The organism is Streptomyces sp. NPDC085927 (genome assembly GCF_044540975.1).
In the GTDB taxonomy this organism is placed as follows: Bacteria; Actinomycetota; Actinomycetes; order Streptomycetales; family Streptomycetaceae; genus Streptomyces; species Streptomyces hirsutus.
Genome location: NZ_JBITSN010000011.1, coordinates 134,464 through 159,280 on the forward strand (window position 1 = coordinate 134,464; position 24,817 = coordinate 159,280).

At 72.5% G+C, this 24,817-nt stretch carries 19 protein-coding genes; 11 read left to right on the forward strand and 8 right to left on the reverse strand.

From position 1 onward, the window contains the following. Positions 1-53 precede the first annotated feature (53 nt). Both ACIF80_RS26375 and ACIF80_RS26380 read left to right on the forward strand, forming a co-directional pair. Entirely contained in the window at positions 54-590 is a 537-nt protein-coding gene (locus ACIF80_RS26375) for an RNA polymerase sigma factor (RefSeq protein ID WP_399809225.1), read from the forward strand. Position 591: 1 nt separating this feature from the next. Next, positions 592-1,443, forward strand: coding sequence for a hypothetical protein (locus ACIF80_RS26380; protein ID WP_399809228.1), 852 nt, complete (start codon positions 592-594; stop codon positions 1,441-1,443). A gap of 244 nt (positions 1,444-1,687) precedes the next feature. On the opposite strand, the gene ACIF80_RS26385 is transcribed toward ACIF80_RS26380, so the two are convergent. Beyond that, on the reverse strand, positions 1,688-4,993 hold the full coding sequence (locus ACIF80_RS26385; RefSeq protein ID WP_399809231.1) for a S8 family serine peptidase: 3,306 nt from the start codon (positions 4,991-4,993) through the stop codon (positions 1,688-1,690). A 252-nt stretch (positions 4,994-5,245) separates the two neighbouring features. Between ACIF80_RS26385 and ACIF80_RS26390 the strand changes: the two genes are divergently transcribed. Together ACIF80_RS26390 and ACIF80_RS26395 are read left to right on the forward strand one after the other, a co-directional pair. Beyond that, entirely contained in the window at positions 5,246-5,716 is a 471-nt protein-coding gene (locus tag ACIF80_RS26390) for an NUDIX hydrolase (RefSeq protein WP_399809234.1), read from the forward strand. Positions 5,717-6,048: 332 nt separating this feature from the next. Next, entirely contained in the window at positions 6,049-7,815 is a 1,767-nt protein-coding gene (locus ACIF80_RS26395) for a TIGR03767 family metallophosphoesterase (protein WP_399809237.1), read from the forward strand. A 34-nt stretch (positions 7,816-7,849) separates the two neighbouring features. On the opposite strand, the gene ACIF80_RS26400 is transcribed toward ACIF80_RS26395, so the two are convergent. Together ACIF80_RS26400 and pepN are read right to left on the reverse strand one after the other, a co-directional pair. Further along, positions 7,850-8,899 (reverse strand): hypothetical protein, encoded by a 1,050-nt coding sequence (locus ACIF80_RS26400; protein ID WP_399809240.1) that lies wholly within the window; start codon positions 8,897-8,899, stop codon positions 7,850-7,852. Between the two features lie 309 nt (positions 8,900-9,208). After that, a complete protein-coding gene (pepN, locus tag ACIF80_RS26405; RefSeq protein WP_399809242.1) occupies positions 9,209-11,830 on the reverse strand; it encodes an aminopeptidase N in 2,622 nt (873 codons plus the stop codon). Between the two features lie 187 nt (positions 11,831-12,017). On the opposite strand from pepN, the gene ACIF80_RS26410 reads away from it, so the two are divergent. Next, complete coding sequence (locus ACIF80_RS26410) at positions 12,018-12,668, forward strand: DsbA family protein (protein ID WP_399809245.1); 651 nt, start codon at positions 12,018-12,020, stop codon at positions 12,666-12,668. Between the two features lie 66 nt (positions 12,669-12,734). Here the strand turns inward: ACIF80_RS26410 and ACIF80_RS26415 are convergent, their stop codons facing one another. The 3 genes from ACIF80_RS26415 to ACIF80_RS26425 form a co-directional block, all read right to left on the reverse strand. Then, positions 12,735-12,977: a hypothetical protein gene (locus ACIF80_RS26415; RefSeq protein ID WP_399809247.1), complete on the reverse strand. Its 243-nt coding sequence runs from the start codon at positions 12,975-12,977 to the stop codon at positions 12,735-12,737. Between the two features lie 132 nt (positions 12,978-13,109). Continuing rightward, positions 13,110-13,751 (reverse strand): superoxide dismutase, encoded by a 642-nt coding sequence (locus ACIF80_RS26420; protein ID WP_399809250.1) that lies wholly within the window; start codon positions 13,749-13,751, stop codon positions 13,110-13,112. A 166-nt stretch (positions 13,752-13,917) separates the two neighbouring features. Next, the gene (locus ACIF80_RS26425; protein ID WP_399809411.1) at positions 13,918-15,249 is read right to left on the reverse strand and encodes an amino acid permease; all 1,332 of its coding nucleotides are present in this window, start codon (positions 15,247-15,249) and stop codon (positions 13,918-13,920) included. Positions 15,250-15,845: 596 nt separating this feature from the next. Between ACIF80_RS26425 and ACIF80_RS26430 the strand changes: the two genes are divergently transcribed. After that, positions 15,846-16,451, forward strand: coding sequence for a biotin transporter BioY (locus ACIF80_RS26430; RefSeq protein ID WP_399809252.1), 606 nt, complete (start codon positions 15,846-15,848; stop codon positions 16,449-16,451). A 158-nt stretch (positions 16,452-16,609) separates the two neighbouring features. Here the strand turns inward: ACIF80_RS26430 and ACIF80_RS26435 are convergent, their stop codons facing one another. Continuing rightward, a complete protein-coding gene (locus ACIF80_RS26435) occupies positions 16,610-17,332 on the reverse strand; it encodes a hypothetical protein (protein ID WP_399809255.1) in 723 nt (240 codons plus the stop codon). Positions 17,333-17,507: 175 nt separating this feature from the next. Between ACIF80_RS26435 and ACIF80_RS26440 the strand changes: the two genes are divergently transcribed. From ACIF80_RS26440 to ACIF80_RS26460, 5 genes are all read left to right on the forward strand, one after another. Next, entirely contained in the window at positions 17,508-19,343 is a 1,836-nt protein-coding gene (locus ACIF80_RS26440) for a protein kinase (protein WP_399809413.1), read from the forward strand. Positions 19,344-19,438: 95 nt separating this feature from the next. After that, positions 19,439-19,924, forward strand: a complete 486-nt coding sequence (locus ACIF80_RS26445) for a ribose-5-phosphate isomerase (protein ID WP_055691572.1) — start codon at positions 19,439-19,441, stop codon at positions 19,922-19,924. Positions 19,925-20,065: 141 nt separating this feature from the next. Beyond that, on the forward strand, positions 20,066-20,893 hold the full coding sequence (locus ACIF80_RS26450) for an Fpg/Nei family DNA glycosylase (RefSeq protein ID WP_399809257.1): 828 nt from the start codon (positions 20,066-20,068) through the stop codon (positions 20,891-20,893). A 127-nt stretch (positions 20,894-21,020) separates the two neighbouring features. Next, positions 21,021-22,199: a PP2C family protein-serine/threonine phosphatase gene (locus ACIF80_RS26455; protein ID WP_399809260.1), complete on the forward strand. Its 1,179-nt coding sequence runs from the start codon at positions 21,021-21,023 to the stop codon at positions 22,197-22,199. 195 nt (positions 22,200-22,394) lie between these two features. Next, on the forward strand, positions 22,395-22,871 hold the full coding sequence (locus tag ACIF80_RS26460; protein ID WP_399809262.1) for an HD domain-containing protein: 477 nt from the start codon (positions 22,395-22,397) through the stop codon (positions 22,869-22,871). A 47-nt stretch (positions 22,872-22,918) separates the two neighbouring features. Here the strand turns inward: ACIF80_RS26460 and ACIF80_RS26465 are convergent, their stop codons facing one another. Continuing rightward, positions 22,919-24,160, reverse strand: coding sequence for an acyltransferase family protein (locus ACIF80_RS26465; RefSeq protein WP_399809264.1), 1,242 nt, complete (start codon positions 24,158-24,160; stop codon positions 22,919-22,921). Between the last annotated feature and the right edge of the window lie 657 nt (positions 24,161-24,817).

Sequence of the window (24,817 nt, forward strand, 5' to 3'; positions counted from 1 at the left end):
ACGTTCCGGGCCCCGCCGGCGTCGTAGGGGAAACGGGGTGAGGGGGGTGGGCAGTGCTGCGCGGAAGGATCCGGCGTGGCCGGCAGGCGTACGGCGCCGCGGAGGACGACCCGCTGGACGCGGCGCAGGAGCGCCGGGTACGGGCGGTGCTCGCGCTCGGCGGGGTGCCGCAGACCGACCTGCCGGACGGGGTGCAGCAGGTCCGGCTGCGGCTGCTGGAACGCGCCGCGAACGGGCAGGAGGCGCCCCGGGACGTCTCGGCGTGGGCGGCGGTGGTCGCCTCCAACCTCGCCATGGACTGGCACCGGGCCAAACGCCGCCAGGAGCGGCTCGGCGAACGCCTCGCCGCGCTGCGCCCCGCCGAGCCCCCCGCCGACGAGGAGACCCGCCTGCTCTCCCTCGCCGTCGCCCGCGGCCTGGACCGACTGCCCGACGCCCAGCGCCAGGTCGTCGTGCTGCGGTTCTACGCCGACCTTCCGGTGCGCTCGATCGCCGAGCAGCTCGGCGTGCCGGAGGGCACGGTCAAGAGCAGGCTGCACACGGCGGTCCGGGCCCTGCGCGCCCGTCTGCACGAGGACGAGGTGGTGTGACGTGAGCGTCCACGACGACCGGGACGACCCCGGGGGCGAGCGGAACAGCACCGGGGACGAGCGCGGCACCGAGTACGACGGCGTCGACGCCCTCATGGCCGCGCTCCTCGACGAGCCGCTGCCCGCGGCGGCCCGGCAGGACCCGGCGTTCATGGCCGCGCGGGACGTGGCGGCCGCCGATGTCGCCGTGCTGCGGGAGCAGCTGGGGCTCATCGGGGACACGCTGGCCCGGGAGGCGGAGTCCGGCCCCGCACCGGTGCGGCCCCTGCCCGCCGTCGCCCGTCCGCCCCGCCGCGCCCGTCGCCCGCTGAGGGTCGCCTTCGGCGCGCTCGCCGCCGCGGCGGCCGCCTCGGTGGTCCTCGGTACGGGCTGGCTCGTGACGCAGGCCGGACAGGGCGACGGCATGTCGTCGTCGGCCGAGGCCGACCGGAAGGCGGTGGGCACCGACGAGGCGCCGGGCGCCAAGGGGTCGGCCGGTACCGGCTTCGGCACCCCTCGTTACCTCGCCTGCGCCCGGCTCGTCGCCGAGGGCACGGTGTCGGCGGTGGAGCCGGTGCCGGGCACCGGACAGGAACGCGTCACGCTGGAGGTGACCCGCCGCTACAAGCCGGAGCCGGGGGCCGGTCCGGACGAGGACGCCCCCGCAGGGGAACGGGACGAGGCCGAAGAGATCACCTTCCTGACCGGGCCGGCCGGCCCACCCCGGCTCCGCACCGGCGACCTGGTCATGGTCGGCCTTCCCCGCGAGGGCTCCGTCCCGGACGCCGTGATCCTCGGTGAGGAGGACATCGCCCCCGAGCGGGCGCGCGTCACCGCCGCCCTGCCCGCCTCACGCGCCCTGACCTGCGAGTGACGGCCGGAGGGCGCACGGACGACGAAGGGGCGGGGGGGGGGGGGGGGGGGGGGGGGGGGGGGCGCCCCCCCCCCCCCCCGGCGGGGGCGCCCCCCCCCCCCCCCCCCCCCCCCCCCCCCCCCCCCCGGGGGGGGGGGGGGGGGGGGGCCCCCGGCCGGCGGGGGGGGGGGGCCCCCCCCCGCCCCCCGCCCCGCCCCCCCGCCCCGGTGCGTCGGAGACGGTCAGCCGCGGCAGCCGTCGGCTGCTACGGCACGACCTTCTCGATCGTCACGCTGCCCGTGCCCGCGACCGTGCCGCGCGCGTTGACCAGCTGCACCCGGCCGAAGAACTCACGGCCCTCGGGAGCCGCCGCGGCGGCCGTGACGGTGCCGGAGACGGTGGCCGACTCGCCCGTGCCGATCCTCACCGGCGTGGCCCCGTCGACCGCGACCTCGCCGAGCGTGGTGGAGAAGAACACGTCCCGGTAGTCGTAGTCGGTGGAACCGGCCGGGACGGAGTAGCCCACGACCCTGACGGTGTAGGTGCCGGCCGCCGGGGAGGCGATGGACACCGACTCCTCCGAGTCGCCGTCGGCGGACTGGGCGACGAGGGCGCCCGCCGCGTTGTGGACCGCCAGGTCCAGGTCGGCGGCGGTGTCGGAGACGTTGCCGATGGCGACGTCGAGCGACGTGGCGCCCTCGGGCACCGTGACGGTGGTGGTGTGCGTGACCCCCCTGGCGATGGCCGGCCGGGTCGACTTGGCGGAGCCCAGCGGGCCGCCGACCAGCTTGCCGTCCAGGCCGGCGGCCTGGTTGGTCACCTTCCAGGAGACGTCGGCCGGGGTGCCGACCTCGGCCTCCGGCACGGTCACGGTCTCCGGGTCGAAGACCGCGCCGAGCACGGCGACGTCCAGCTTGTACGGGTTGTCGAGCAGCGGCGAGGTGCGGCGCGCCTCGACCTCGATCTCCCAGACGCCCGGCTGCGGGTTCACATACGAACGCAGGTCGGGGCGGCAGGTGTTGGCCGGGTTGCTGTAGTTCGGGTAGCAGTTGACCGTCGACGTCGGGTCGGCCGGGACACCGTAGGGGTGGAGGGCGATGAACCGGGTCTGGCTCGTGGCCTTCAGTCCGCCGAGCCCGATCTCCAGCGTCTTCGCGCCCTCGGGCACGGTGACGAAGTAGGAGGTGGTGGCGTTGCGCTGGGCGGTGCCCGAGGCGGAGAAGGTGTGCGCCAGCGGAGCCGAGACGACCACCGTGCTCAGGATCTGCCGGTCGACGCCCTCGGTGCGGGGGTCGTCGACCTCCAGGATGGCGCTCTTGAGGCCCGCGGACCGGGGCGCGGCCTGGACCTTGACGGTCACCGGCTTGTTCAGCGGCAGCCCGACCTCGTCGTCACCGAGGATGCGGAAGGCGTGGTCGGTGTTGTTCGCGAGGTCGAGCTCGTGCCGGATCACGCGGTCGGGACCGGACGTACGGGTGACGGTGACGTCGTACGTCTTCTTCTGGCCGGCCTTCAGACCGCCCTCGCGGTCGTAGATGCCGGTGCCGAAGCCGGGGGTCTTCAGGAACTGCTCGATCGCGGTGTCGACCGGCGCCTTCACGCTGTACTCGTGCGCGGTGGCCCCGTCCCGGATCGAGTCCCAGGCCTCCTCGAGGTCGATGAGACCGGCGCCCTCCTCGTAGGCCTGCAGGCCCTTGACGTGCTGGGCGGTGGAGGTGAGGGCGGTGCGCAGCTTCGCGGGCGTCAGGTCGATCCGCTTCTGCTTCGCGGCCGACAGCAGCAGCGCGGCGGAGCCCGTGGCCTGCGGGGACGCCATCGAGGTGCCCTGGAGCATGCCGTAGCCGGCCGGGAGGCCGTAGCCCGCCTCGGCGACCGGCTGGCCCGCCGTCCAGGTCTGGATGGTGTTGATCGACGCGCCGGGCGCGATCAGCGTCGGCGTGAAGCCGCCGTCCTCGCGCGGGCCGCGCGAGGAGAACGGCATCATGGCGTACTTCGTCTTCACGACGGAGCCGTAGTTGGCGGCCCAGGTCTCCCTGGAGACGGACGCGCCGACCGAGATGACCTTGTCGGCCAGCGACGGGTCGCCGATGGTGTTGGCGCCGGGGCCGGAGTTGCCCGCGGAGATCACCAGCTGGACGCCGTAGGTGTCGATGAGGCGGGTGTACAGCTCGGCGCGGGCGTTGTTGCCGTCGTTGAGCGCGGGCAGGCCGCCGATGGACATGTTGACGATGTCGACACCGCGCTCGGTGACGAGGTCGATCATGCCCTCGGTGAGCGCCACGCTGGTGCAGCCGCCGGACCAGGTGCAGGCACGGGAGGAGACGATCTTCGCGCCGGGCGCGGCGCCGTTCATCTTCCCGCCGAACAGGCCGTGGGCGGCGGTGATGCCGGCGACGTGCGAGCCGTGCGAGCCCTCGATGACGCCGATGTTGACGAAGTCGGCCTTGTCGCCGGCCGCGTTGCGGACGACGTCCTTGCGGATCTCCACGACGAACGGCTGGCGCTCGGCGACCTCGGTGGACGGGTCGTCGGTGCCGAAGTACCCGATCTGGAAGCCGTCCTTGTAGGGCTTCATCGGGGTGTCGTCGGAGAAGTCCCGGTTGTCGTTCAGGTCGACCCGGACGGTCCCCGCCGCGGCGTCGTACAGCATGCCCCAGGCGTCGGTGGTGTCGCCGTCGCGGTTGGCGTCGCCGCCCGCGTCGCCCCCGAGGGTGTACGACTCCTTGAACGTGCTGATCCGGTACGAGCCCGGGGGCGCCGTCCAGGTCTTTCCGTCGTGGGTGAAGGTGGGACCGGCCACCGACTCGGTCATCGGGCGCCAGGTCAGGTCGCCGTCGACGAGCGGGTCGGTCGCCGTCACCCAGTCGACGATCTTGCGTTCGCCGGTGGTGGTCTTCTGCAGCGCCGGGTGGGCCAGGTCCACACCCGAGTCGAGGATGCCGATGGTGACGCCGCGGCCGTCCGCCTTCGGGTTGTCCTTCACGAAGTCGACGGCGCCCGTCTCGAAGGACGGGTTGTACGGGTTCTTCGCGGGGGTCCGCCGGTCGGGTCCCGGGTAGGCGGCAGTGCCCTTGCCCTTGCCACCGGCGGCCTTGGCGGTGGTGTCCGCGGCCGGGGTCGGGTCGTCGAGCGGGATCTCGTCGCGCAGGTCGATGCCGTGCACGGTGGAGAGCTTGGCTGCGGCGGCGATGGCCGAGTCCGCCCTGGCGGTGGGAACGGTGGCGCGTACGTAGCCCAGCTCGTCGTGGGTCCGGCCGACCGAACCGCCCTTCACCGCGTTCAGCTCCCCGGCGACCTGCTCGGTCTTCCCGGGGGCGGTGGCGATCATCATCGTGACGTTCTTGACGCCGTCCGCCTTGGCCTCGGCGAGAAGGTCCGCGTCACGCGAACCGAGCTTGTCGTGGGCGGACTTGACGTCGCCGTCGACGGGTACGGCGGCCGGCGCGTCGGTGGCGGCCGCCAGGGGTATCGGGCCGACGGCGGAGAGCGCGGCGACGAGACCGGCGGCCAGGACGATACGGGCCGTGCGTCTGGCACCCGCTGTCGACTCGCGCGGGGAGGAATGGGTCATCGGCATCCCTTGTAAGTAAAGGAACCATCGTGGAGCGACCGGAGCCGATCGACCCTGGCCGCGATGCGTCCGGAATACGGTCCCGGACGATCGTTGAGCCTTACTCAAGGGGTGGGTGTTGGGCGAGGGTTGGCGGAATCGAAATGAAGGTATGGGGAAAACCCGCGATGCGCTTATGGGGCGCCTGGGCACGGAACGGGCAAGTCGCCCGCGCGGGCTGCCCCGTGAGCGCCCGCGGGTTAACGTCCCAGGATGCGGCAGACCCTGAGGGTGGCGGCCTACGCCGTGGTGGTGCGCGACGGACAGCTCCTGCTGGCCCGGTCCCCGGTGCGCGGAGGCGCTCCGGAGTGGGTCCTGCCGGGCGGCGGCATGGAGCACGGCGAGGATCCGTACGACACCGTGCGGCGGGAGGTCGAGGAGGAGACCGGGTACCGCATCGAGGTCACCGGCCTGCTCGGCGTGAACTCCGCCCGGCACACTTTCGCCCGGCGCGCCTTCGCCCGTCGCCCGGGCCGCAGGGACCACCACGCCGTACGGCTGGTCTACGAGGGGCGGATCACCGGCGGCGAGCTGAGGAACGAGATCAACGGCTCCACCGAACTGGCCGCCTGGCAGCCCCTGGACGCCGTCCCGGACCTGGTCAGGATCAGCATGGTCGACATCGGGCTGCGGCTGTGGCGGGAACGCCCGGCGGCGGGACGGGTGGAGCACGCGGAGGGCTGACGTGCGGGGGTGACGGTGAAGGGCCGAGGCGCGGGCATGCGAAGGTCTGGGCCTTACATGCCAATTGAGAAAAGTGACCGGAATGGACGGTTATGGATCTGTCCGGGTTCCCTGTCAAGTGAACGCAGCGTGACCGGTTCCGGGCCGGTGCGGAAGCGGGTGCCGACGGCCCGGGGGGCCAAGATCCACGTACGGCGATCGGTGTCGCGCGTTGCCGTCGCGTTCACACGCAGGTCATTCCCGCTGCCAAGCATCCAGTACGAGCGGGATGTTCGCCCGGCGAACGCCCCGCGGTCACTGCCGATGCGTTCGCACCCGGGGGGACAAGCGCCATGTCGCGCATACGCCCAGTCGCCGACTCCACCGCACTCCACCGCCGCTCCCTCCTCGCCGCCACCGGAGCGGTCGCCCTCTCCGCCGGCGCCGGATACGCCCTGTGGCCCGGTGGCGGCCAGGCCGTCGCCGCCGGCACCGCCGACGCCGCCGCGGACGAGGCCGTACTCACCTCCTCCCGGCAGGCACCGGCCGCCCCGCTCGCCCCGTACACGCGCGGCACCACCCTCGCCGGGGTGTCCGTACCGCGTGGCGGCCGTGCCGCCGGCTACCGGCGCCTCGACGAAGGACCCGGCTGGGAACGGGTGGTACGCGGCGAACTGGCCGGCGCCCGCCCCGGCCGGGACGACCGCCGCACCACGCTCGCCGCGTTCGTGCAGCTCACCGACCTGCATGTGATCGACGCGCAGCACCCGCTGCGCCTGGAGTACCTGCGCTCCACCGATGTGCACGCCTGGCGGCCGCACGAGGCGCTCACCGTGCACGGCGCGGTCTCCCTCGTCGAGCGGATCAACGCCCTGCGCGGCGCCCCCGTCACCGGCTCCCCGCTGCACTTCGCGATGACCACCGGCGACAACACCGACAACAACGCCCGCTCCGAACTGGACTGGTTCCTGACGGTGCTCAGCGGCGGCCGCGTCACCCCCAACAGCGGGGACCCGCGCCACTACGAAGGCGTCCAGAACAGCGGTCTGCGACAGTACTGGCAGCCGGACGCCCCCACCCGCGACGCCGACAAACAGCTCGGCTTCCCGCACCTCGACGGCTTCCTCGCCGCGGCCGTCCGCGAGGTGAACAGCCCCGGCCTCAACCTCCCCTGGTACTCCACCGTCGGCAACCACGACACGATGCCGCTCGGCTGCTACGCCTCCCACGGCGACCCGTACCTCACCGAACTCGCCGTCGGCGGCCGGAAGCTGATGGAACTCGGGGCGGCCGAGGCGAAGAAGCTCCAGCGGACCATCAGGAAGGCCACCGACCCGCGGGGCGTCCAGTACGGCGCGTTCCTCGAGTCCCAGGCCCGCGCCATGCGCCCGGTGACCCCCGACGAGGCACGCGCCCCCTTCACGCCCGCCGAGTACATCGAGGCCCACCTGGACCCCGCGCACCGCGGGTTCGGCCCGGTGGGGCACGGCTACTCCGCCGCCAACCTCGACGCGGGCACCCAGTACTACGCGTTCCGCGTCTCCGACGACGTCATCGGCATCAGCCTCGACACCACCGACCCGGGCGGCCACTACGCGGGCTCCGTCGGCACGGCCCAACTGCGGTGGCTGGAGCGGACGCTGCGCACCCACAAGGGCGCCCGCGCGATCGTCTTCAGCCACCACACCAGCGGGTCGATGACGAACACGCACCGCGACCCGGCCCGCCCCGACGAGCGACGCCACGACGGCAGGGAACTCGTCGAACTCCTCGGCGCCCACCGCAACGTGGTGGCCTGGGTCAACGGCCACATCCACCGCAACGCGGTCACCGCGCACACCGGTTCGGCCGGCTCCTTCTGGGAGATCTCCACCGCCTCCCACGTCGACTTCCCCCAGCTCGCCCGCGTCATCGAGCTGGTGGACAACAAGGACGGCACCCTGTCCCTGTTCACCACCCTGGTCGAGTCCGCGGCCCCGTCCCGCACGGACTACGGCGACCTCACCCAGACCGGCCTCGCCGCCCTCTACCGCGAGCTGTCCTGCAACGCCCCCGGCGCCCGCACCGACCTCGGCGGCACCCCCCGGGACCGCAACACGGAACTCCTGCTCAAGGCGTAGCCGGAGCGGACGGCCCGGGGCGTGCCCGCCCGCTTCAGCGGGGCAGGACCACGACGTAGGCGGCGGGATCGCGGTCGTCCGCCGCCATCAGGGCGGTACGGACCACCGCCGCCTGCTGCTCCGCGGCCTCCCGCAGCCTGCGCGGGGTGACCCGCACGACCGTGATGCCGAGCCGCTCCAGGTGCTCCCGCTTGCGGGCGTACTCGGACCGCAGGACGTCGTCGTCCGGGAGGTTCTCCCGGCAGGTGTCCAGGTCGAGTGCCACGGCCTGCTCCGGCCAGTACGCGTCCAGGCCACCGAGGTGCGGGCCGCCCGGCAGGCGCAGGTCGACGTTCCACAGCGGGTCGGGCAGACCGTACGCGCGCACCATCCGGTACAGGCCGTCCTCCGCGTGCGCGCGGCCCTCGGCCATCAGGGAGTCCACCGCGCGCACCACGTGCGGCCGGCCCAGCAGCTTCGCCGCGGTCAGCTCCCGTACCAGCGCGGTCGCCTCGCAGTGGCCGCCGACCACCGCCTCCATGAGCAGCCTGCGCACCGCGCCCGCGTCGTCCAGGCCCGCCACCGTGTCGGCCAGCGCCCGCGGGACCGGCGCCACCGGTACGCCCGCCACCCGCTCGGGAGCCGGCAGCACCGGAGTGCGCACGATGCGCACACAGCCCGTGGAGCGCAGCCGGCGCAGCCGCGGGACGAGTACGTCCAGGGTCTCCAGGGAGGGCAGCGGGGGAGCGGAGGAGAAGCCGTGCAGGGTCAGCGCGGCCTGCCCGGTGATCATCGCGTCCTCGTAGTGGGGCGCCGTCGAGTCGGCCGGACCGGGCTGGACGAGGACGCGCACGGACCGCTCCCGCGCCGCGTACAGCAGCGCCCCGTGCAGCCGCTCCTCGCTGCTCGGCGGACCCGGGTGGAGCAGGACGACACCGGGCAGGAACTGCTGCCAGGGACCGCCGGGGCGGCACTGGTCCTCGACCTCCGCGGCCGGGACGCCGTGCGAGCGGAGCTGGGCGGTCGTGAGCACGCGCCGCGGGCCGGCGGCGAGGTGGTGCAGGGGGCGGGGGGAGAGCGGGGGGAGCGGGGAGTCGTGGTTCATGTCCGGCAATCTCCCGCGCCGGATCCGCTCCCGAACCTCTGTTACACACCCGTCGGCAATTAGGGACAAGCCTGCCCTAAAGGACGCGTGTTCGGATACCGAAAACCCCTGGTCCATTCGGGTGAGACCAGGGGTTACGGCTGTTATTGACCGCATTCCGTAACGGTCACGGAGCGCGTGTCCCGGCGGCGGGGCCGGGGGCGGCACTCGTGCCCTGCCCCCGGCGGTCCGCCGCGTCCGCCGCGTCCGCCGCGTCCGCCGCGCCCGCGGCGCCCGTCGGCCCGCCGTGCCCGCGGGACGCGCCCGTGGTCACCCCGCCGCCGCGTCGCACGCCTGGCCGCGCAGCGCACGTGCCAGGTCGTCCCGGGCCTCCAGCACCAGACGGCGCAGCGCCGGGGGCGCGTCCTCGTGGGCCGCGAGCCACGCGTCCGTCGCGTCCAGGGTCCCCGGCGAGTCCAGCAGCTCGGGGAAGAGTCCCCGCACCACGTGCATGGCGATCTGGATGGACCGCTCCTCCCACACCCGCTCGATCACCGCGAAGTACTTGTCCGCGTACGGCGCGAGCAGCTCCCGCTGCGAGGGCTGGGCGAAGCCCGCGATCGTCGCCTCCACCAGCGCGTTGGACAGCTCCTCCGACTCCACCACCCGCGCCCAGCCCCGCGCCTTGACCTCCGCCGACGGGCGGGCGGCCAGGCAGCGGACCTGGTGGCGCTTGCCGGAGGCGGTGTCGTCCCGGACCAGCTCCTCGGCCAGCGCCTTCTCGTCGGCGAACCCGTGCGCGGCCAGCGGTTCCAGGAACACCCAGCGCAGCTCCTGGTCGACGTCGAGCCCCTCGACCGTCACCGTGCCCGACAGCAGCTCCTGGAGCAGCTGGAAGTCGCCCGGCGCCGCGGCCGACCGGGCGAAGAAGCGGGCCCAGGCCAGCTGCTGCTCGCTGCCCGGTTCGGCCGCCTCCAGCTCGCGCCGGGCACCCTCGGCGAGCAGCAGGCCGCCGGTCTCCCGCCAGGCGGGCGCCGCGTAGTGGACCAGCGCCGACTCGGCCCAGGCGTGCAGCATCTGCAGCACGCCGATGTCGGACTCGCGCCCGCCGAACCGCAGCACCAGGTCCACGAACTCCCGCGCGGGCAGCAGCGCGTCCCGGGTGAGGTTCCACAGCGCCGACCAGCACAGGGCGCGGGCCAGCGGGTCGGTCAGCGCACCCAGGTGCTCGCGGAGCGTGGCCAGGGAGGTCTCGTCGAAGCGGATCTTGCAGTACGTGAGGTCGTCGTCGTTGACCAGCACCAGCTCGGGCGCCTCGGCGCCCGCCAGCTCGGCGACGACCGTACGCGGCCCGTCGACGTCCGCCTCGGCCCGCGCGTACCGCTCCAGCGCGCCGCCGGACGTACGCCGGTACAGGCCCACCGCGACCCGGTGCGGGCGCAGTTCGGGGTGGGACTCGACGGCCTCCTGCACCACCGCGAGCTCCTCGACCCTGCCGTCCGCGCCCAGCAGCACCTGGGGAGTGAGGGAGTTGACCCCGGCCGTCTGGAGCCAGGCCCGCGACCACGCCGTCATGTCGCGTCCGCTGGTCTCCTCGAGGACCGACAGCAGGTCACCGAGACGCGTGTTGCCGTACGCGTGCCGCTTGAAGTAGCGCCGGGCGCCCTCCAGGAAGGCGTCCTGACCGACGTACGCCACCAGCTGCTTGAGCACCGAGGCGCCCTTGGCGTAGGTGATGCCGTCGAAGTTCAGCTTGGCGTCCTGCAGGTCGCGGATGTCCGCGGTGACGGGGTGCGTGGACGGCAGCTGGTCCGCGCGGTACGCCCAGGCCTTGCGGCGGTTGGCGAAGGTGATCCAGCCGTCGGTGAACCGGGTGGCGCCCACGAGCGAGAAGGCGCCCATGAAGTCGGCGAAGGACTCCTTCAGCCACAGGTCGTCCCACCACTCCATGGTGACCAGGTCGCCGAACCACATGTGCGCCATCTCGTGCAGGACGACGTTGGCCCGGCCCTCGTAGGACGCCTGGGTGACCTTGCCGCGGAAGATGAACTCCTCCCGGAAGGTGACCAGTCCGGGGTTCTCCATCGCGCCCAGGTTGTACTCGGGCACGAACGCCTGGTCGTACTTCCCGAAGGGGTACGGGTAGTCGACGTGGTCGTGGAAGAAGTCCAGGCCCTGCTTGGTCACCAGGAACACGTCGTCGGCGTCGAAGTGCGGCGCCAGAGCCTTGCGGCACATCGCGCCGAGCGGGATCTCCAGCCGTGTGCCGTCGGGCAGTTCGCGCTCGTAGGTGTCCGTGACGCAGTGGTACGGGCCGGCGACCACACAGGTGATGTAGGTCGAGATCGGCTTGGTCTCCGCGAACCGCCACACACCGTCGGCGAGTTCGCCGACGCCGTTGCTCCACACCGTCCAGCCCTCGGGGGCCCGCACCTCGAAGCGGTAGGGCGCCTTGAGGTCGGGCTGCTCGAAGTTGGCGAAGACCCGGCGGGCGTCGGCCGGCTCGTACTGGGTGTAGAGGTAGACCTCGCCGTCCTCGGGGTCGACGAAGCGGTGCATGCCCTCGCCGGTACGGGAGTACGCGCACTGGGCGTCGACGATCAGCTCGTTGTCGGCGGCCAGGTCCTCCAGCAGCAGCCGGGAACCGTCGAACACCTCCCCGGGGTCGAGGTCCCGCCCGTTGAGCGAGACGGCCGTCACGGCCGGCGCGATCAGGTCCGCGAAGCTGCTCGCGCCGGGCTCCGTGCAGCGGAACCGGACGGTCGTCACCGAGCGGAAGGTGCGCGGCCCCTCCGCGGCCCCTCCACCCTCGCCGCCGGTCGCGCCGGTCGCGCCGGTCGCGCCGGTCGCATCGGCCGCGGTGCGCAGGTCGAGGGACACCTCGTACCCGTCCACCGACAGCAGTGCGGCCCGCTCCCGGGCCTCGTCGCGGGTCAGGTTCTCACCGGGCACGGGCGGACTCCTCATACGTCGTCATACGTCGTCGGCATCGACAGGGCTGTACAGCACCGATCCTGCCACGCACCCCTGACGCGGGGCAGCCGGGAGCGGGAGGGCCGGGAGCGGTGCGGGAATGGCAGGGGGAGCCCCGGTGTTTCCCGGGGAAGCCATTCCCCGCACCTGCCTCCTGAGGAGCGTCATGCCGGACACGTCCACCGCCGCCACTCCCGTCGACTTCTGGTTCGACCCGCTGTGCCCCTGGGCCTGGATGACCTCCCGCTGGGTGCTGGAGGTGGAGAAGGTGCGGGACATCAAGGTCCACTGGCATCTGATGAGCCTCGCGGTGCTCAACGAGGACCGGCTCGACGAGCTGCCCGAGGAGTACCGCGAGATGCTCGCGACCAAGGCGTGGGGCCCCGTCCGCGTCGTCATCGCGGCCCAGGAGGAGCACGGCGCCGAGGTGCTCGGCGACCTCTACACCGCGCTCGGCACCCGCATCCACAACCAGGGCGAGGGTCCGGAGAAGGAGGCCGTCGCCGCCGCCCTGAAGGAGGTCGGCCTGCCCGACTCCCTCATGGAGCACTGGGACTCCACCCCGTACGAGCCCCAGCTGCGCGCCTCCCACAAGGAGGGCATCGACAAGGTCGGCCAGGACGTCGGCACCCCGGTCATCGCCGTGCCCGGCGCCGACGGCGAGCAGATCGCCTTCTTCGGCCCGGTCGTCACCCCCGCCCCCAAGGGCGAGGAGGCCGCCCGCCTCTGGGACGGCACCCTCGCCGTGGCCTCCGTCCCCGGCTTCTACGAGCTCAAGCGCACGCGGACGAAGGGCCCGGACTTCAGCAACCTGTGACGGGGCGACCCGGGGCCGGCCGCTCCGGCGGCCCGCAGTGACTCCGGGCCCCCCGCCCCGGGCCCGTCACTTCGGTTCGGGCAGGCGGATGGGCTTGGGGAACGGCTTCATGACCCACCCCGTGCGCAGGTTGCGGCACTGCCTGCCGGTCTCCGGGTCCAGCACGTTCTCGCAGATCCAGAACTCGCTCACCCCCGTGCGGCCCAGCCGTTCCTTGAGCTGTTCCTGTTCCGCCCTGGTCAGCTGACGGTGCAGTTGCTCCGCGTCGCAGGTCGAGCAGGGGTACTTCTTGGTCCTCAGTGTCGTCATGGGGCACTTTGACCCGGAACGCCGCATACCGGAAGCCCCCGCGAGTCGAGTCCTCGCGAGGGCTTCCGTCTTTCCGCCTGCCGGGTGAACGGTGAGAAGACGATCACGGGGCAGGACGTTCACGGGCGGCCCTCAGAGGGCGAGCAGGAGCACATCCGTGCGGGACTTCGCGGCCTCGTGGCGCCTGGCCACGTCCTGCCAGTTCACGACCGCCCACATGGCCTCGATGAAGTCGACCTTCTGGTTCCTGTACTGGAGGTAGAAGGCGTGCTCCCAGGCGTCGAAGACCAGGATCGGCGTCGCGCCCTGGCCGACGTTGCCCTGGTGGTCGTAGACCTGCTCCACGATCAGGCGGCCGCTCAGCGGCTCGTACGCCAGGACGCCCCAGCCCGACCCCTGTGTGGTCGCCGCCGCCTTGGACAGCTGCGCCTTGAAGCCCGCGAAGGAGCCGAAGGACTCCGCGATCGCGCCGGCCAGCTCGCCCACGCCGTCCTTCTCCAGCGGCTCGCCGCCGCCGTCGCCGGTCATGTTGTGCCAGTAGATCGAGTGCAGGATGTGCCCGGAGAGATGGAACGCCAGGTTCTTCTCGAGCCCGTTGACCGAGCCCCACGACTCCTTGTCCCGGGCCTCCGCGAGCTGCTCCAGCGTGTCGTTGGCGCCCTTCACGTAGGCCGCGTGGTGCTTGTCGTGGTGCAGCTCGATGATCTCGGGACTGATCACCGGCGCGAGCGCCGCGTAGTCGTACGGCAGGTCGGGCAGCGTGTAGACGGGCATGGGTCCCCTTCGAACCGCTTATTGCAAAGAGCTTGCAACTGCACGCTAGCAGCAGAAGGGCTCTCCGTGTGCCCGGTGCGCACAGCGGCACGCGAAAGGGCCCCCGCCCGGACTCGGTCGTCCGGGCGGGGGCCCTCGTCGTGGGAGCGGCGGGAGGGGGAAGGGGTCAGCCCTCGGCTCGCGTGCGGGCCCCGGACCGCTGCCAGGCGTAGCCGGCGGCCCCCAGGGCCAGGGTCATGCCGCCCGTCGAGTACAGCTGCACGCGCGTGTCCGGTTCCCGGGCCATCAGGACGAAGATGGCGGCCATCCCGGCCAGCGCGATCCACGTCAGCACCGGGAACGCCCACATCCGGACGACCAGCTTCTCCGGAGCCTCGCGCTCCAGGACGCGGCGCAGCCGCAGCTGCGAGACGGCGATGAAGATCCAGACGACCAGGATCACCGCGCCGATCATGTTGAGCAGCCAGGAGAAGACGTCGTCGGGCCGCCAGTAGCTCAGCAGCACGCACAGGAACCCGAAGACCGACGAGGCCAGCACGGCGATCCGCGGCACCCCGGCCGACACCCGGCCCAGCACCTTCGGGCCCTGCCCGCGCTGCACCAGGGAGTAGCCGATGCGCGAGGCGCCGTAGATGTTGGCGTTCATCGCGGACAGCAGTGCCACCAGCACCACGACGTTCATCAGCTGTCCGGCGCCCGGGATGCCCAGACGCTCCAGGGCGGCGACGTACGGGCCCTGCTCGACGACCGCCGGCGAGTCCCACGGGACCAGGGCGACGACGACCGCCATCGAGCCGATGTAGAACAGCGCGATCCGCCACATCGCCGTACGGACGGCGCTCGCGACGCCCTTGACCGGGTTCTCCGACTCCGCCGCGGCGATGGTGACCGTCTCCAGGCCGCCGTACGCGAAGACGGAGGCGAGCAGGCCGATCACCAGCCCCTCGCCGCCGTTGGGGAGCAGCGGGGTGAGGTTCGAGGTGCCGGGGGAGTCGGTGCCCGGCAGCACGCCCGCGAGGGCCAGTACGCCGAGCACCAGGAACAGTGAGATCGCGCCGACCTTCAGCGCCGCGAACCAGAACTCGAACTCGCCGAACTTCTTCACGGCCGCGAGGTTCGTGGCACAGAACATCACCATGAACAGCGCCACCCACGCCCACTCGGGCGTGCCCGGGAGCCAGCCGGTGACGATCTTCGCGGCGCCGATGCCCTCCAGGCCGACCGCCGTGCACAGCAGCACCCAGAACGCCCAGCCCGAGGCGAAGCCCGCCCAGGGCCCGATCGCCCGCTCCGCGTGCGCCGAGAACGAACCGGACGACGGATACGCGGCCGACATCTCGCCGAGCATCCGCATCACCAGCATGACCAGCAGGCCGGAGAGGGCGTAGGCGATGACGATCGACGGCCCCGCGGCGGCGATGCCCGCGCCGGAACCGACGAACAGCCCGGCGCCGATCACCCCGCCCAGGGCGATCATCGACAGATGGCGCTGCTTCAGGCCTTGGGAGAGCGGGGCTCCGTCCTGATGCCGCGGCGGTGACCCGGGTGTCCCGGGCGACCCGGACGTCCCGGCTGTCGCGGGTGACCCGGGTGTCTCGGTGGAAGGGCTGGGCACGGACACGGCTCGTCCAATACGGAAGACGGTGAAAACCCCGCCAGTCTGGGCGGCCCCTTCCGCCTGACGGGGAGGCCGCCCAGCATGTGGACACGTGTCATGCGGAGGGTGATGCTCCGGTTACTTGCCCGGCCGTCCGGCCGTCCGGCCGGTGCCCGGCCGCTCACGCGGCGGCCACGGGGTCGCCCGCCGCCTCCGCCTGCGGGCGAGACGGCGACGGCGTGCGCACGCGCCGGCGGCGAGAACCTCGGCCGACCGCTTTGGCGGGACCCTACAGACGCCGCCGGACCGGGCCCTGTAGGAGAGACCACGTCACCGCAGTGACCGGCATCACGCCGGGCCCCGGTTGGCGGGCGTTTTTTGTCCGGAGCCCACCACGGGCGTGCTGGAGCCTTTGTCGAGCGCTGACGGTGATCGGCGCGAGGGCGCTGGGATAGCGTCGCCGTGTCCCGAACCGCCCTCACCTCCGCGGAGTCCCCATGAGCACCGCAGCCGCCCCATCCGCTCTGCACCAGCAAGGCGGGACCCGAGTCGGTCTGGTCCTCGCCGACCTCGTCCCGGCGTCCCGTGTACGGGACGTGGCCCTCGTGGTCGGAGGTGCCGCGTTCACCGGCATCGCCGCCCAGCTCGCCGTCCCCGTCCCGGGCTCCCCGGTCCCGGTGACCGGTCAGACCTTCGCCGCGCTGCTCGTCGGCACCACCCTCGGCGCCCGGCGCGGCCTGTTCGCCCTCGCGCTGTACGCGATGGCGGGCGCCGCCGGTGTGCCGTGGTTCGCCGAGGGCGGGTCCGGCATCGGGATGCCGTCGTTCGGCTACGTCCTGGGCATGCTGCTGGCCGCGGTCGTCGTGGGCTCCCTCGCCCGCCGCGGCGCCGACCGCTCCGTCTGGCGGACGGCGGGCAGCATGCTGCTCGGCTCGGCGGTCATCTACGCCGTCGGTGTGCCCTACCTGGCGCTGGCCACCGGCATGTCCGCCTCCGCCGCGATCGCGGCCGGCCTCACCCCGTTCCTCATCGGTGACGCCCTGAAGGCGGCGCTGGCCATGGGCGTGCTGCCCACCGCCTGGCGGTTCGTCAACAAGCGGTGACGGACGGGTCCCTGCGGACCGGTCCGTAGCGAAAGAGCGAAGAGCGAAGAGCGAAAGAAGGAGGCCGGCCGGGCGCGCGTGCAGCGCCCGGCCGGCCTCCTTCCGCGTTCCCGGGGCCGCCCGGCGGTCTCACCGGGCGGCCCCGCCGGTGGGTCCGGTCAGCCCTCCCGCCGCCGTGGCCGCCGCGACGACCACCACAGCCCGGCCGCCCCGGCCGCGAGGAGCGCGGCCCCCGTCGTGCCCAGCGGCAGCAGCTCCCGCGCGGGGCCGGTCCTGGGCAACTCGTCCGCGCCCGGGTTCACCGGCTGGTTGTCGGTACCGAGGAGCAGAGGGGTGGCCGGGGCGTCCGGCGACGGGTTGGCGGTGCCGAACGGCACCGGGCCCTGCTGCCAGTACGTCTTCGACCCGTCCCCGGACTGGACGGGCAGGCAGATCTTCCCGGTCCTGCCGAGGTCGTACGTGGCGTCGACGGCGTACGACTTCGAGGCACCGGCTGCCAGATGGCCGAGGGCACAACGGAAACCGCTGTTCGAACCTTCCGGAAGGCTGTTCGCGGGAATGGGATCGCAGCCCTTCACTCCCTTGACGGTGAGCCCGTCGAAACCCACCACCAAAAGATTGATCTTCCCGCTGTCCTTGTTTCCCTCGTTCTTCACCGTGGCGGTTATCGCCGCCTTTTCCGAGTCGTTGTCGACCGAGATCCTTTCGGGCAGCCGGGTGGTCAGCTCGATTCCCTGCGGTGCCTGGTCGACGGGTTTTCCCCCCTTGTCGCTCCCGGGTCCCCCATCCTCCGCACCGGCCGTGCCGGAAAGGATCAGAACCACCGAGAAAGATGCTGCCACCAGCGATCCTGTGATGGTCGTCGTGCGACGAGAACTCATGTTCGCCCCCCTTGCCCGCGCCTGAATCCGCGTACTCGAAGAGGTACCACAAGATTTGTCCCCACTATGCTGGGACGGTCTGAAGTGTGACCATTGTGTTTCGCTCGGCGTATCGCGAAGGGGGTGCAGCGAATTGCCGGGAAACGCGGGCAGTGACGGTGTCGCGGGGATTCTGGTGGCGGGGCGCTATCGACTGGAAGAGAGTATCGGCCAGGGAGGAATGGGGCGGGTGTGGCGAGCCGCCGACGAAATGCTCGACCGGTGGGTCGCCGTCAAGGAGATGCGGATGGACGGCCTCGACGCGGAGGACGCCCGCACCCGCCGCGAACGCACCCTGCGCGAGGCCAGGGCCACCGCCCGGATCGACCACCCCAACGTCGTACGGGTCTACGACGTGGTCGACGAGGGCGAACGCCTCTGGATCGTCATGGAGTTGGTGGCCGGCCCCTCCCTGGAGCGGATCATCGCCGAACAGGGCCGGCTGAGCCCGTCCGACACGGCCCGCGTCGGCCTGGGCCTGGTCGCCGCGCTGCGGCAGGTCCACGCGCGCGGTGTACTGCACCGCGACATCAAACCCGGGAACGTCCTCGTGGAGAACGGCGGCGGCCGGCCCCGTGAACGGCGGGTCGTCCTCACGGACTTCGGCATCGCGGCCATCCAGGACGCCAAGGCCCTCACCATGATCGGGACGCTGGTCGGCTCGCCCGACTACATGGCTCCCGAGCGCATCTCCGGCCGCCCCCAGGGGCCGCCGTCCGACCTCTGGTCCCTGGGCGCCACCCTCTGCGCCGCCCTGGGCGGAAGGTCGCCCTTCACCCGCGACACCACCCTGGCGACCCTGCACGCGGTGCTCTACGAGGAGCCCGAACTCCCGCTCGATGCCGGTCCGTTGCACGAGATCCTCACCGCCCTCCTGAAGAAGGGGCCGTCGGACCGCCCCGGCCTGGACGACGTGGAATCCGCCCTGGAACCGGTCGCCTTCCCGGACCCGACCCCCACCCTCCCGGTGGCCGCGCGGGACATCCCGGCGTCACGACAACCCACGAGCACCCCGGAGGAGACACCGGAACCGGCGAACCCGGAGAGCCCCGCTCCCGCAGAACCCCCGTCCCCGTCCCCATCCCCGTCTCCGTCCCCCTCGGCATCGCCCCGCCCTCGCGGTGTCTCCCTCGACCGTGCCCGGGCGGTCACCGAGCAGCGCCCGCACCCCGACCCCGTACCGACACCCGGCCCCGTACCGACACCCGATCCCGTACCGACACCCGACCCCATGCCGCCGGGGGAGCCCCCGGGCCCCGCCCTGCCGGCCGCTCCGAGCCGGCCCCGGCGCGGGCGGGGGCGGGGGCGGGGCGGCGACCGTCGCCGTACCGTGCTCGCGGCCGCCGGCGGCACGGTGCTCGCCGCGGGTGTCGTCGTCGCCGTCCTCCTGGCGCCGGACGCCGGTCCGCCGGACGACGGCAACCGCGCCGTCGCCTCCTCCACGACGACGCGGACCACACCCGCACCGTCCGTGTCCTCCACGCCGTCCGGTACGGCGACCGCGGGCGACGCCTCGCCCACCGTCGGCGGCACCTCCCGCCCGGCCACCCTTCCGCCGGGCACCCGCCGGGAGGCCGGCGGGTTCGCCTGGGCCCCGCCCGAGGGCTGGCGGCGGGACGTGCAGACTGGAGCGGAGGTCCACTACACCTCCCCGGACGGCAGCCAGGAACTCGTCGCCAAGTCCTCCCTGGCCCGCGGCGACCTGCTGGAGACCTGGCAGACCTCGGAACGCAACGCCCATCAGGGCCGGGACTACCGGAAGATCCGCCTGGAGGAGACGGTCTTCCGCGACCACCCGGCGGTGGTCTGGGAGTACACGTTCACCCTCAAGGGTGTCGCCTGGCACGCACGTCTGCTCGGCTTCAACGTGGACGGGAAGTCGTACCAGATCAACACCTGGTACCAGCCGCACACCGGGACCGCCGCGCTCGGCACGTACGAGAAGGTGAAGGAGAGCTTCACGGTGCTTTGACCCCTGCCCCCGCGCTCCTGCGCCCTCGTGACCCGCGCTCCCGTGCCCCCTGCCCCGACGCGCCCGCGCGCGATCCGCCGTGTCACACTCGGAGCATGCGCGTGTACCTCGGTTCCGACCATGCCGGATACGAACTCAAGAACCACCTCGCCGCGTGGCTCAAGGACGCGGGCCACGAGCCCGTCGACTGCGGGCCCCACATCTACGACGCCCAGGACGACTACCCGCCCTTCTGCCTCCGCGCGGCCGAGCGGACCGCCGCCGACCCCGGCAGCCTCGGCATCGTGATCGGCGGCTCCGGCAACGGCGAGCAGATCGCCGCGAACAAGGTGAAGGGCGTACGGGCGGCCCTGGCGTGGAGCGAGGAGACCGCGGCGCTGGGCCGCACGCACAACGACGCCAACGTGGTCGCGGTGGGTGCGCGCATGCACACCACGGAGGAGGCGACGAAGTTCGTCGAGATCTTCCTCGGCACCCCGTTCTCGGGCGACGAGCGCCACAGCCGCCGCATCGACATGCTCGCGGCCTACGAGACCACCGGCGACCTTCCCCCGATCCCGCCCCACCACCCCCAGCAGTAACCGGCGACCGGCCCGTACACGACCCGCCGGGGAGCCGTAGCTCCCACGGCGGGGCCGAAGGACGCGGCCGGCTCCGGCAGCGATGGGGGAATCACAGGGCATTCAGAGGGCAGCGAGAGCAGAGAGGGAGGGACCGGACCCGTGCCGGAGGGACACACCATCCACCGGCTGGCCGAGGACTACGCCGCCGCCTTCGCCGACGGCAGCCCTCTCCGAGTGACCAGCCCCCAGGGCAAGTTCAGTGACGCCGCCGCCCTCCTGGACCGCACCCCCCTGCACACCGCCGACGCCCACGGCAAGCACCTCTTCCTCGGCTTCCGCGACCCCGACCCCGAGCACACCGACTGGGTCCACATCCACCTCGGCCTCTTCGGCAAGGTCGCCCTGGGCCCGGCCCCCGCGCCCCCGCCCACGGACACCGTCCGCCTGCGCCTCGCGCACCCCACCGCGTACGCCGATCTGCGCGGGCCCACCACCTGCGCCCTGATCACCGGTGCCGAGAAGCGGGCGATACACGACCGTCTCGGCCCCGACCCCCTGCGCCCGGACGCGGAACCGGACGCCGCGTACCGCAGGATCAGCCGCAGCCGTACGACGATCGCCGCGCTCCTCATGGACCAGAAGGTCATCGCCGGCGTCGGAAACGTCTACCGCGCCGAGGTCCTCTTCCGGCACCGCATCGACCCCTACCGAGCGGGCCGGGACATCACCCCCGCCGAGTGGGACGCGATCTGGACCGACCTGGTCGGGCTGATGCGCGAGGGCGTCCGCAACAACCGCATCGACACCGTCCGTCCGGAACACACCCCGGAGGCGATGGGCCGCCCGCCGCGCGTCGACGACCACGGCGGCGAGGTGTACGTCTACCGCAGGGCCCACCGGCCCTGCCACATCTGCGGCGGCGAGATCCGCACCGCCGATCTCGCCGCCCGCAACCTCTTCTGGTGCCCCGCCTGCCAACACCGGTAGACAATTTCCGCCGGACGCCCCCCGCGACGGCGCCCGGTGAAGTTGACTGTGAAGCAGGTTCCCCAACGAGGGACAACCAGGACCTCCCGTGCCAAGTGGCCGGTCCGATGGATAGGGTCCCGAACTAATGGCAGCAGGACGAGAGAGGCGCGCAGAAGCCGACACGCTGACGGCCCGGTTGAAGAAGCAGTGGCACCGGGCCCGCGTCGGCGTGCGCCGGGCTGCCGTCGACTACTTCCGCGGAGACGGCTCCGACTGGATAGCCCTCGCCGGACTGCTGCTGACGATCCCGCTCATCGCGGTGGCGACCCTCGCCAACTCCGTGTGGTTCGCGCCGTCCGCACTGGTCCTGCCGATCGTCGCCGGCGGGCTGCTGCTGCGCCCGGCGAGCCTGCTCGGCCTGTACGCGGCGGCGGCGACCGCGCTGATAGTCGAGGCCGTCCGGCTCGGCCCGTACACCGAGGGCGCCTCCCGGGTCACCCCCGGCGTCGTCCTCGTCGTGGCCGCCGGAGGCTTCTTCGGCCTGGTCGTCGCCCAGTTCCGCAGCCGGGTGGGCGTGCCCTGGCGGCGCGGCGGCACCATGCTGTTCGACCTGCGTGAACGCATCCGCGTCCAGAGCCAGTTGCCGACCCTGCCGAGCGGATGGCACCGGGAGATGTCCCTGCGCCCCGCGGGAGGCCAGTCCTTCTCGGGCGACTTCGTGGTCGCCGCCCGCACCAACGGCGGGCGCACCCTGGAAGTCGTCCTGACCGACGTGTCGGGCAAGGGCATGGACGCCGGATCGCGCGCCCTGCTGCTGTCCGGCGCCTTCGGCGGCCTGCTCGGCAGCCTCCCGCCGCACGCCTTCCTGCCGGCCGCCAACGGCTACCTGCTCCGCCAGGAATGGGAGGAGGGCTTCGCCACCTCCATCCACCTCGTCCTCGACCTGGACTCCGGCGACTACGAGCTGTACTCCGCCGGGCATCCGCCGGGCCTCCAACTCAGCGCGGGCAGCGGAAAGTGGGAGGAGAAGACGGGCGACGGCCCGCTCCTCGGGGTGTACGACGGCGCCCAGTTCGACCCGGTGAAAGGCTCGCTGCGCGCCGGCGACGTGCTGATGCTGTTCACCGACGGCCTGGTGGAGACGGCGGACCGGGACATCGTCGAAGGCATCGACCGCCTCACCGGTGAGGCCGACCGTTATGTCGCCGGCGGCTTCCACGGAGCGGCCTGGCACCTCATCGAAGCGGTCGCCAAGGACGTCAACGACGACCGGGCGCTCCTGCTGATCTGCCGCGAGGGTCCCACGGCCGCCGCGACCCGCTGACCGGACGGCCGGACGGCCGGGTGGCCGGACGAGCGGACGACCGGACGGCCGGACGACCGGACGGCCGGACGAGCGGACGACCGGAGGGCTGGGCGGCCGGGTGGGAACGGGACCGCGGGGCCGCCCCCGCGCCCGGCGCCACTCTCCTGACCCCCTCCAGCCCGCGCGGCACCGCACGAGGGTGACACTGGAGGGGTGACCGGGACACCACGCAGCCTGCTGACCACGGCCCAGATCGAGGCCACCGCCCGTGCCGTGCACGAAGGCCAGAGAGACAAGGCGGGCGTGCCGTACGCCGAGCACCTCCGGGCCGTCGCCGAGGGCGTCCGGGCGCGCGGCGGCGACGAGGAGCAGATCGCGGCGGCCTGGCTGCACGACGCCGTCGAGGACGGCAAACTGTCACAGGAGTGGCTCAGGGAAGCGGCACTGACCCGGCGTACCAGGGACATCGTCCTCGCGGTCACCAAGCGGTCCGGGGAACCGCCCGAGGCGTACGCGGCCCGCATCCTCGCGACCCCGGGCGCGCTGCTGGTGAAGGAGGCGGACCTGGCGCACAACGCCGATCCGGCACGGCTGGCGGTACTCGACAAGGCGACCCGCACACGACTGGCCGAGAAGTACGCGCGGATGCGCACACTCCTCGGCCTCGTGGCGGGCGAGCGGCCGGCCTGACCGACCGGCCGGGCCGACCCGGCCGCACTGCATCGCGGCGCGACCGACTAGGCGGAAACCTGCTCCTGAGCCTTCTGAGCCTCCCGGGACTCCCGCGTCCCCCCGGCCTCCTGCTTCGCCCGCTTCTCCCCTTGTTCGCGTTCGCGCTCGCGTTCGCGCTCGCGGGCCGGTCCGGCCGCGCCGCGCTTGAAGGCCCACTCCATCCTCGGCTCCATCGCGAACCGGAAGACCCGCTGCACCGGCCTGGAGCACAGGAACGTCACCAGGACCGCCGCGAACACGGTCACGGCGACCGCACCGGCCGGCTCGTGCAGCACCGAGGGCTCGAACCAGCCCTGGTAGTCACCGGCCTTCACCACGAAGCCGTGCAGCAGATAGCCGTACAGCGTGCCCGCGCCGAGTGCCGTGAACCACATGTGGCGGCCCGGCACCCAGGCGAAGAAGCAGGCCGTCAGCAGCAGGGAGCAGCCGAACAGCACCAGCACCATCACCGGACCGGCCCACCACGGCGCGCCCAGCTCCTGCGCGGAGTCACGGTGGTAGAGCCACCCGGTGGTCATCCGCGGTTCCGCCCACCAGGCGAGTGCCAGTGCGGAGACGAACACGGGCACCGACAGGATCCGCACCGACCGGCGGCGCACCAGGTGGAAGTGCTCGGGCCTCATGCACAGGCCGAGCACGAAGTACGGCAGGAACTGCAGGACACGCTGCAGATCGAGGTCGTCGCCGATCTGCGGGGAGACGCTCGCCAGCATGGCGAGGCCGAGCGCCAGCGGCAGCGGGTGGCGCACCGCCTTCCAGATCGGCGTGGTCAGCCGCCAGACGAACAGCGCGCACAGGAACCAGGTCAGATACCAGGGGTCGAGAAGACTGATCTCCTGCTGCGGGTCGCTGTCGACGACCCGCTTGAAGAGCGGGTAGGCCGTCTCGAAGACGATGTACGGCACGGCGACGCCGGTGACCAGCCGCCGCAGCCGGTCGGGGCGCATGTCGAAGCTGCGCGAGAAGAAGCCGGAGATGATGATGAAGGCCGGCATGTGGAAGGCGTACACGACGGTGTACGCGGCCTCCATGAACCGGCTGTCGCCCTTGATGGGCTCCCAGAAGTGGCCTATGGCCACCAGCACGATCGCCAGGTACTTGGCGTTGTCGAAGAACGCGTCCCGCCGCTTGCCGGAGGCCGGCGCCCCGCTCCTCGGCGTATCGGTCGTCGACGCGTCGGTTCCCGGCGACGAGGCCGGGGGAAGCGGCGTTCTGCGGTTGCCGTTCGGTCGAGGCGAGTCCGTCACAGGGCCACCCGCCAGGAAATCGGGGAAGGGACCGGCGCACTCGCTGCGCTTCTGGGGGACGAGGCAGCGTGGAACATCTGAGGCACCCTAGCGTTCGCTGCGGGGAGGCGTAAAACTCCCACGTCATTCCGGTTGTCCATTCCGGATACCCGCGATCCGGGAATGCCGACGGTTATGCCGGCGTGACGGCCGACACACGCCGAACGCACCGCACGAGCAAGGCTCCAGAGCAACCGGCACGCCGTTTCCGGACGAGTTTCTCCTGGACGAACAGCACATATGCCTCGTCCGTCCCTCCCGAAGAGATGTCCGCTTCATTCCTCTTCGGGTCCTGCCTGGGGGCTCGTTGGGATACGTGGGGCGGCAATGGGAAATGGCCGCGGAGGTGTTGTGTGGATATGGCACCGGTCCGGTCGGATTTCATCCGCGAGTGGCGAGTCGAATTACCGTGCGAGACCGCGCCGTCGGCTCCGCACGGGGCCCGTCCGGCACCCGCCGCGCCCTCGCGCGGGCGGGCGCGCACGCGGAACCTGGCCGATGTGAGGCGGATGATGTGTCACGAGCCGCATAGGCCGGTCCTGTTGGTGGCACGATGGTTCTGGCGGGGTGCGCGGGGATGCGTCGCCCGGACCGGACGAGCGGACCGACCAAGGGTGT